This is a genomic window from Mycobacterium colombiense, assembly GCF_001672755.1.
In the GTDB taxonomy this organism is placed as follows: domain Bacteria; phylum Actinomycetota; class Actinomycetes; order Mycobacteriales; family Mycobacteriaceae; genus Mycobacterium; species Mycobacterium colombiense_C.
The window spans coordinates 89793-98881 of the sequence record NZ_LZKI01000047.1 but is presented as its reverse complement, the minus strand read 5'-3'; the positions used below and the strand labels follow the sequence as shown (position 1 = coordinate 98881).

Genomic DNA, 9089 nt, shown 5'->3' with positions numbered 1-9089 from the left:
GCCTACGCCGTGGAGCTGTCCGACAAGCCGGCGACGACGGACGAACAGGCCCGCTTCGCGCTGCGGATGATCCGCCGGCCCGACCACGATCCCGCGCGCTACGACCAGATTTGGAAGGACCACGTGCTGCCGCTCAGCGGCGCCTATCAGATGCGGCCGTAGCCTTCGCCGCCCAACCGCTCGCCGCTCGCCGCTCGCCGCTCGCCACTCGCCGCCCAACCGCTCGCCGCTCGCCGAGCGCCCGCCCAGCCGGGCGTCGGGATTCGAGCGCCCGCCCAGCCGGGCGCTCGGCGACAACGACCCTCGGCCGCACGAAACGCGCTCATGCGCGAATTTGATGGGCCTTCCAGCGATCGGGGTCGTCTTCGAGCGCGGTGCGGTCCCAGCCGGCATGCACCGCGGCCGCTTCGTAGGTGTCCTGCAAGAACCCCAGGAGCGTCTGGTCGGGGTCGGCTGCCCGCCGCACCGCCTCGTATGGCAACAGGTACTCACCGAGATCCTTGTCGTAGCCCGCCTCCTCGGGACCGACCGGGTGGTCGGCGAAGCCGTCGGGTTCGGGATAGGCGTAGGCGTAGAAAGCGCCCTCGTCGCCCCCGCCGGGAAAGAACCCACAGCTGCTCAGTTCTCGCGAGTAGCCCTCGACCATCACCCAGTCTCCGCAATTGGGTGCGCCGCCCAGGTGGCGGGGCGCACCGCGCCCGGAAAATCTGGTGCACGCGAGATCCATTGCGCCCCAGAAGAAATGGACCGGACTCACCTTACCCATGAACCGTGACCGAAACTGGCCCAGCACGCGGTTCGCTGCAAGCAGTTGGCGCCAGAACAGGTTTGCCGCATCAGGGTCGTACGACGCATGTTCGACATCGTCGGCGAACGGCAGGGCCGGATCCACCTCGTTGGGGTGCGCTTGGATGCGCGTGGAGAAACCCAGTTCGTCGAGTGCCCGCATCGTCTGCGAGTAGAACTCGGCCACCGATTTCGGTTCCAGGCGCACAGCGCGGGTCGCGCCGGTGCTGCTGCGGATCATCAGCACATGGTCGATGAAGTCGAACTCCATATCGAAGACCGCCGTCCCGTACGGGATCGCCGACGTCGTCAAACCGCGCGGGGTCACATACGAGGTGACCTGCCACCAGTGGTTGACCAACGGCGAATGGGCCAGCCGGACCTTGCCGACGATCTGAGCCCACATGTGCAGTGTCTGCCTCGTCGGGGCCCAGTCGTCTACCCGCAGGCTGGGCCACGCCATGCTGTCGTGCTGCGTCGTCACGGTCACTCCTCAGTTCTGGTCGGCGTCCGCCCTGCACCGCGCCGCTATCACCGATAGTGCTCGCCGGCCGAGTTTCTCGCCGGTGTGGCTCGGCGATCTGCCGGTCGGCCGCCGCGGCGCCGCGGGGAGACCGCCCGCCGTGCGCCCTTGACTGTGGCGTGGCTCACAGTAGGATGACCAGTGGTCATTCACCAAAGGAGGGGCATTGCCAACGGTCACCTGGGCACGCGTCGATCCCGCTCGTCGCGCCGCGATCATCGAGGCCGCGGAGTCGGAGTTCGGGGCCCACGGGTTCTCCCGGGGCAGCCTGAATGTCATCGCCCGCCGCGCCGGGGTCGCCAAGGGCAGCCTGTTCCAGTACTTCGCGGACAAGCGCGACCTGTACGCGTTCATCGCCGACATCGGCAGCCAACGGGTGCGTGCCTACATGGAGGACCGTATCCGTGAGCTCGACCCGAGCCGGCCCTTCTTCGACTTCCTCACCGACTGGCTCGACACGTGGGTGGCCTACTTCGCGGACCACCCGCACGAACGCGCGCTGCACGCCGCGGCGACACTGGAAGTCGACACCGAAGCCCGCGTCAGCGTGCAGCACGTGATCCACCGTCACTACCTGGAAGTGATGCGCCCGCTCGTGCGCGACGCGCACGTCCGCGGCGACCTGCGCGCGGATTCCGATACCGACGCGCTGTTGTCGTTGCTGCTGTTGATCTTCCCGCATCTGGCTCTGGCGCCCTACATGCGCGGCCTTGACCCGATTCTGGGGCTCGACGAGCCCACCCCGGAACAGCCGGCGCTGGCCGTGCGCAGGCTCGTCGCGGTGCTGGCGGCCGCGTTCGCGGCTGCGCCGAAAACCTCGCCACTGGGCTCAGCCCCCAAACGATCTGAGGAGGTCACATGAATCGCACCCGAATTGCCTCGATGGTCGAGGGCGGACTCAACTGGGACAGCCTGCCGCTCAAGCTGTTTGCAGGCGGCAACGCGAAGTTCTGGAATCCGGCCGACATCGACTTCTCCCGCGACCGCGAGGACTGGGAACGGCTCACCGACGACGAACGCAGCTATGCGACCCGGCTGTGCGCCGAGTTCATCGCCGGCGAGGAGTCGGTGACCCAGGACATCCAGCCGTTCATGGCCGCGATGCGGGCCGAAGGCCGGCTCGGCGACGAGATGTATCTGACGCAGTTCGCCTTCGAGGAGGCCAAGCACGTCCAGGTGTTCCGCATGTGGCTCGACGCCATCGGCATCACCGAGGACCTGCACAACTTCCTCGACGACGTCCCGACCTACCGCACGATCTTTTACGAGGAACTGCCGGACTGCCTGAACGCGCTGACGGTCGATCCGTCGCCGGCCGCCCAGGTGCGGGCGTCGGTCACCTACAACCACATGGTTGAAGGCATGCTGGCGCTGACCGGTTACTTCGGCTGGCACAAGATCTGCGTCGAACGTGGCATCCTGCCCGGCATGCAGGAGTTGGTGCGGCGCATCGGCGATGACGAGCGACGGCACATGGCGTGGGGCACCTTCACCTGCCGGCGCCACGTCGCCGCCGACGACGCCAACTGGGGCGTCTTCGAAACGCGGATGAACGAGCTGATGCCGCTGGGCCTGCGCCTGATCGAGGAAGGCTTCGCCCTCTACGATCCGATGCCGTTCGGGCTGTCGGTGGACGAGTTCATGCAGTACGCCTCGGACAAGGGGATGCGGCGCTTCGGCACCATCTCCAGCGCCCGAGGCCGGCCGCTCGGCGAGATCGACCTCGACTACACGCCGCTGCAGCTCGAGGACACCTTCGCCGAGGAGGACGAGCGCGCCCTGGCGAGCGTCTGACCCGTCAGCCGACCCAGACGGTCTTGGCGTTGCAGAACGCGCGGATGCCGAGCCCGGCGAGTTCGCGGCCGTAGCCCGATCGTTTGACACCGCCGAAGCCCAGCTCCGGGTAGGACACCGTCATGCCGTTGATGAAGACCTGGCCGGCTTCGATGTCGTCGATGAAGCGCTCCTGCTCGGCCTCGTCGTTGGTCCAGGCGTTGGAGCCAAGCCCGAAGGTCGTGGCGTTGGCGATCTCGATGGCCTCGTCGATGCCCGACACGCGGTACATCGAGGCGACCGGACCGAAGACCTCCTCGGTGTATAGGGCCATGTCTTTGGTGATGTCGGTGACCACGGTCGGCGGGTAGAACCAGCCCGGCTGGTCGGGCGCCTTACCGCCGGTACGCACCTTCGCGCCGGCCGCGACGGCGTCCTCGACCTGCTTGGCGATCTCGTCGCGACCCGACTCGGTGGCCAGCGGGCCCACGTCGGTGTCCGGGTCGGTCGGGTCGCCGACCTTCAATGCCTCCATCTGCTCGACGTACTTGTCGACGAACGCCTCGTAGATGTCGGTGTGGACGATGAACCGCTTGGCGGCGATGCAGGACTGGCCGTTGTTCTGCACCCGCGCCTTGACCGCGGTCTTGACGGCCTCGTCCAGGTCCGCCGACGGCATCACGATGAACGGGTCACTGCCGCCGAGTTCCATCACGGTGGGCTTGATCTCGTCACCACAGATGGCGGCGACGGACTGGCCGGCCGGTTCGCTGCCGGTCAGGGTGGCGGCCGCGACCCGGGGATCGCGCAGGATCCGTTCGACGGCGCTGGACGAGACGAGCAGCGTTTGGAAGCAGCCCTCCGGGAAGCCGCCGCGGGCGATGACGTCGGAGAGGTACAGCGCCGACTGCGGCACGTTGGAGGCATGCTTGAGGATCCCGACGTTGCCGGCCATCAGCGCGGGCGCGGCGAATCGGACGGCCTGCCACAGCGGGAAGTTCCACGGCATCACGGCCAGCACCACGCCGAGTGGCTGCCAGCGGGTGTATGCCCGCTTTGCCCCGACCTTCGACGCCTCGGCGGGCTCGTCGGCGAGCAGTTTCTCAGCGTTCTCGGCGTAGTAGCGAAAACCCTTGGCGCACTTGAGCGCTTCAGCCTTTGCCGATGCCAGCGTCTTGCCCATCTCCAGAGTCATCATGGCGCCGACCTCGTCGGCCTCTTTCTCCAGAAGGTCGGCGGTGGCGTTTGCCCACTGGGCACGCTGGGCAAACGTGGTGTTGTGACGGTAGTCGAGGAAGCGTTCGTAGGCACGGGCAATCGCGGCGTCGACTTCTTGGTCGGTGGCCGGGGTGAAGGTCTTCACTGTCTCGCCGGTAGCCGGGTTAATGGTGGCGATGGGCACGTCGGCCCTCCTTCATTGGGGTCGTGTTGCTTGGCGGCTGAAAGTCCAACACCCAGCCTGCCACTATCGTTCCCCTAAGGGAGGTGTCGGATGAGCAAAGCCGCTGAGCTGATCGTCAAGTGCCTGGAAAATGAGGGTGTTTCCGTCGTATTCGGGGTGCCCGGCGAGGAGAACATCCGGTTCGTGCAGGCGCTGGCGGCGTCCTCGACCATCCGCTACGTGCTCACCCGGCACGAGCAGGCCGCCTCGTTCATGGCGGAGATGTACGGCAGGGTTACCGGGCGGGCCGCGGTGGTGTCGGCCACGTTGGGGCCCGGCGCGATCAACATGCAGCTCGGGACTGCTGACGCCACCACCAACAGCACCCCGCTGGTCGCCATCTCCGCGCAGGTGGGTCACGACCGGGAGTTCAAGGAGTCACACCAGTACGTCGACCTGGTCTCGATGTTCGCCCCCATCACCCGATGGGCGGCGGGCATCCCGACCGCGCGCGCCATCCCCGAGATGGTCCGCAAGGCGTTCAAGCTCGCCGAGTCCGAGCGCCCGGCCGCGGTCTACCTGGCCGTGCCCGAGCACATCGACGCCGACGACACCGACTACGACCTGGGACCGTTGCCGCGCAACGTCGTCCGCCCCGACGCCCCGGCCCCCCGCCAGGTGGCGCGCGCCGTCGACGTCCTGCGCAACGCGAAGCGCCCGGTGCTGCTGGCCGGGCACGGCGCCGCGCGCGCCGACGCCACCAAAGCCCTGGTGCGCTTCTCCGAAGAGTTCGGCATCCAAGTGGCCAACACCTTTCACGGCAAGGGCGTCATGCCCGACGACCACCCCAACAGCATCGGCACGCTGGGGTTCATGCGGCACGACTACGTCAACTTCGGGTTCGACAACGCCGACGCCGTCATCGCCGTCGGCTACGAGTTGCAGGAGTTCGACCCGGTGCGGATCAACCCGCAGGCCGACAAGAAGATCATCCACATCCACCGGTTCCCGGCCGAGGTCGACGCGCACTACTCGGTGGACGTGGGGATCATCGGCGACATCAGCGATTCGCTGAACGCCCTGACCGACGCGCTGTCCGGCCACACCTTTGCTCACGCCGCCGAGGTGCCCGGTTCGGGCCTGTTGGCCGAGGAATTCGCGCGGGGTCAACAGGATTCGCGCTACCCGCTGGCGCCGGCGCGGGTGGTCGCCGACACCCGCGCGGCCCTGGGCCGCAGCGACGTCGTCCTGGTCGACACGGGTGCCACCAAGATGTGGATGGCCCGGCTCTACCCGACGTACGAGCGGAACACCTGCCTGATCTCAAACGGGTTGTCCACCATGAGTTTTGCCCTACCGGGGGCGCTGGGCGTCAAGCTCGCGCAGCCGGATTGCAAGGTGCTGGCCGTCGTCGGCGACGGCGCGTTCCTGATGAACTCGCAGGAGATCGAGACCGCCGTGCGCGAGCGCATCCCGCTGGTGGTGCTGATCTGGGAGGACGGCGGTTACGGCCTCATCGAATGGAAGATGGACCTCGAGCTCGGGGCTCACTACTATGTGAAGTTCAACAACCCCGACGTGGTCACGTACGCGGAAAGCTTCGGCGCCAAGGGATATCGGATCAGCAGCGCCGACGAGCTGCTGCCGACGCTGCGGACCGCGCTCGACGACGACGGTGTCTCGCTGATCAGTTGCCCGGTCGACTACTCCGAGAATCTGCGGTTGACCGACCGCCTCGGCGAGCTGGACGAAACGCTGTGAGAACTGCCGTCGACGCGTAGGGCTACTGCGTGATCAGAAACGAGTTCGTGCCGGAGAAGTTGAGTCCGGGATCGCCTACGCAGCGGGCGACGGCCACGGCCGCCCCCGGCCGCCCCACCTTGGCCACCGCAGCGGCTCCGGCGGCGCTGCGGGTGGCGCCCCATGCCCCGACGAAGCCATGACCAGTGTCGGTGAGTGCCACACAGCCACCCAGCCCTTCGGCAAGAACGCGGCAGTCGGTTGAGCCATGCCGCTCGGCGCAATGGCTCACCGCATACTCTTCAACCGAACTCAGGCTGGCAAGGTTGCCGCCCGCCGTGGTTTCGACTGAACGGCTGGAGTCGGACCCAGCGATCACGATGAAGCCGGCCTGGGCCTGGGCCTGGGTAGGTGCTATCAGTCCGACCGCAGAGAGAACGAAAACCGACACGGAGGCAACAAGTTTAGACATGAGCATCTCTCGAACAACTGGTTTGGAAGTCGACGGTCTGCGCCAGGTGAACCCACTGACCGGAGAGGCTCACACCGACAAGACTCGGACCGCACCGTCCGCGCCAACCTCGGGACACCACGTTCTGCGGCGTCGTACTCTCACCATCAGGGCTCGATGTGGAATCGGCCACTCGGTTAACGGATCGTTGACAGCCGCGCAGCAAATATTTACCGGCGGGCGACACATGATCGAATAGGCGCATGCTGTTCCGTCAGCTGGAGTACTTCGTCGCGCTCGCTCAAGAGCGCCACTTCGCGCGCGCCGCGCGCGCCTGTTACGTGTCGCAGCCCGCGCTGTCGGAAGCCATCCGCAAGCTCGAATCCGAACTCAACGTCCCGCTGGTGCGGCGCGGTCAGAAGTTCGAGGGTCTCACCCCGGAGGGCGAGCGGCTGGTGCCGTGGGCGCGCCGCATTCTGGCCGACCGCGACGCCCTCAAACAGGAGGTCACCGCGTTGCGGGCCGGCCTGACCGGCGAGCTGCGGCTCGGCGTGGTGCCGGCCGCCTCGACCACCGTTGCGCTGCTTACGGATCCGTTCTGCGCGGCGCATCCGTTGGTGCGCGTCCAGCTCGAGGTCAACCTGCGCTCGGCCGGCATCGTGGAGCGGGTCCGCAAGTTCGAATTGGACGCGGGCATCTTGTATCCGGACCAGCAGGACACGGCCGATCTCCTGGTCACCCCGCTGTACCACGAGCAGCCGGTGCTCATCGCCGCCGCCGAACTGCTTGGCGGCGAGGCGAAAACGATCGCGTGGTCGGACGCCGTGCAGTTGCCGCTGTGCCTGCTGACGCAGGGCATGCGGGGCCGCCGGGTCATCGACGACGCATTGGCCACCCATGGGCTGCAGGTCACCCCGCGGCTGGAAACCGATTCCGTGGCCGCGCTGTTCGCGCACGTGCGCACCGGCCGGTGGGCGAGCATCGTGCCGCAACCGTGGATTCACACCCTGGGCGTGCCGGCCGGGGTGGCCGTGCTGCCGCTGCGGCGCCCGTCGGTCACCGCGTTGATCGCGCTGGTGACCAACCGGGCGGAGCCGGGCTCGCTGCTGGCGCGCGCGCTACGGCGGACCGCGCGCGAGGCCCGCATCGGCGCGACGCTCAGCGAGCCGTCCTAGCCGCGCTGATCGGCGCCGCCTATCAGCCGGTCGGAATCGTGTCTTGGACACCGGGGCAGGCGCGCTCCGAGACTGGGCGTGATCGCCGGTTGAAGGAGAATTCGATGGCCAAGTGTGTGATGGTGCTCTATCCCGACCCCGTCGACGGGTACCCGCCGAACTACGCGCGCGACAGCATCCCGACCATCCGGGGATACCCCGACGGCAGCACCGTGCCGACGCCGTCGAAGATCGACTTCACCCCCGGTGAGCTGCTCGGCTGCGTCTCGGGTGCCCTGGGGCTGCGCCGGTTCTTCGAAGACGCCGGCCATGATCTGGTGGTGACGTCGGACAAGGACGGCCCCGACTCGGAATTCGAGCGTGAGCTGGCCGACGCGGAAATCGTGATTTCCCAGCCGTTTTGGCCGGCTTACCTGACCGCGGAACGCATCGCCCGCGCCCCCAGGCTCAAGCTGGCGCTGACCGCGGGCATCGGCTCGGATCACGTGGATCTGGACGCGGCCCAGCAGCGCGGGATCACCGTGGCCGAGGTGACATACAGCAACAGCATCAGCGTCGCCGAGCACACGGTGATGCAGATCCTGGCGCTGGTGCGCAATTTCGTGCCCTCACACCGGTGGGCGGCCGAGGGCGGCTGGAACATCGCCGATTGCGCCCAACGCGCCTACGACCTGGAGGGGATGGACGTCGGGTTGATCGCGGCCGGCCGGATCGGGCGTGCCGTGCTGCGCCGGCTGGCACCATTCGACGTCAACCTGCACTACACCGACACCCGCCGGCTGGCACCGGAGGCCGAGAGACAACTCAACGTCACGTTTCACCCCACGGTCGAGTCGCTGGTGCAGGCGGTCGACGTGGTGTCCATCCACTCGCCGCTGTACGACGACACCCGCCGGATGTTCAACGAGCAGCTGATCGCGACCATGCGCCGGGGCTCCTACATCGTCAACACGGCCCGCGCCGAGGAGACCGTGCCGGAGGCGATCGCGGCCGCCCTGAAGTCCGGTCAGCTGGCGGGCTATGCCGGAGACGTGTGGTATCCGCAGCCTCCGCCACCCGACCATCCGTGGCGCACCATGCCGAATAACGCCATGACACCGCATGTTTCGGGCACTACGCTGTCCGCCCAGGCGCGTTATGCGGCCGGCACCAGGGAAATCCTGGAGAGCTGGTTCGCCGGAAAGCCCATCCGCCCCGAGTACCTGATCGTCGAGGGCGGCAAGCTCGCGGGCACCGGGGCGCTGTCCTACCAGAAGTAGC

Annotated in this window: 9 protein-coding genes; 6 read left to right on the top strand and 3 right to left on the bottom strand. The window is 67.5% G+C overall.

Annotation, left to right across the window (positions count from 1 at the left end):
- The coding region (locus tag A5708_RS27140; RefSeq protein ID WP_196772548.1) for a hypothetical protein at positions 1–162 on the top strand (162 nt) is incomplete at its 5' end.
- A 160-nt stretch (positions 163–322) separates the two neighbouring features.
- Here A5708_RS27140 and A5708_RS06580 read toward each other — a convergent pair.
- Positions 323–1249: a DUF5996 family protein gene (locus A5708_RS06580; protein WP_065027849.1), complete on the bottom strand. Its 927-nt coding sequence runs from the start codon at positions 1247–1249 to the stop codon at positions 323–325.
- A gap of 226 nt (positions 1250–1475) precedes the next feature.
- Between A5708_RS06580 and A5708_RS06575 the strand changes: the two genes are divergently transcribed.
- Positions 1476–2171, top strand: a complete 696-nt coding sequence (locus A5708_RS06575) for a TetR/AcrR family transcriptional regulator (RefSeq protein ID WP_065027839.1) — start codon at positions 1476–1478, stop codon at positions 2169–2171.
- Entirely contained in the window at positions 2168–3103 is a 936-nt protein-coding gene (locus A5708_RS06570) for a R2-like ligand-binding oxidase (RefSeq protein WP_065027838.1), read from the top strand. The genes A5708_RS06575 and A5708_RS06570 overlap by 4 nt, the downstream gene beginning before the upstream one ends.
- A gap of 4 nt (positions 3104–3107) precedes the next feature.
- Here A5708_RS06570 and A5708_RS06565 read toward each other — a convergent pair whose 3' ends face one another.
- Complete coding sequence (locus tag A5708_RS06565) at positions 3108–4484, bottom strand: NADP-dependent succinic semialdehyde dehydrogenase (protein ID WP_065027837.1); 1377 nt, start codon at positions 4482–4484, stop codon at positions 3108–3110.
- A gap of 90 nt (positions 4485–4574) precedes the next feature.
- Here A5708_RS06565 and A5708_RS06560 point away from each other — a divergent pair, with 90 nt between their 5' ends.
- Entirely contained in the window at positions 4575–6224 is a 1650-nt protein-coding gene (locus tag A5708_RS06560; protein ID WP_065027836.1) for an acetolactate synthase large subunit, read from the top strand.
- Positions 6225–6246: 22 nt separating this feature from the next.
- Here the strand turns inward: A5708_RS06560 and A5708_RS06555 are convergent, their stop codons facing one another.
- Positions 6247–6654 (bottom strand): DUF4189 domain-containing protein, encoded by a 408-nt coding sequence (locus tag A5708_RS06555; RefSeq protein WP_231117830.1) that lies wholly within the window; start codon positions 6652–6654, stop codon positions 6247–6249.
- A gap of 263 nt (positions 6655–6917) precedes the next feature.
- Between A5708_RS06555 and A5708_RS06550 the strand changes: the two genes are divergently transcribed.
- Positions 6918–7829 carry a LysR family transcriptional regulator gene (locus A5708_RS06550; RefSeq protein ID WP_065027835.1) on the top strand — a complete coding sequence of 304 codons (912 nt, stop codon included), beginning with the start codon at positions 6918–6920 and terminating at the stop codon, positions 7827–7829.
- A 104-nt stretch (positions 7830–7933) separates the two neighbouring features.
- Positions 7934–9088 carry an NAD-dependent formate dehydrogenase gene (locus tag A5708_RS06545; RefSeq protein WP_065027834.1) on the top strand — a complete coding sequence of 385 codons (1155 nt, stop codon included), beginning with the start codon at positions 7934–7936 and terminating at the stop codon, positions 9086–9088.
- Position 9089: the final 1 nt, after the last annotated feature.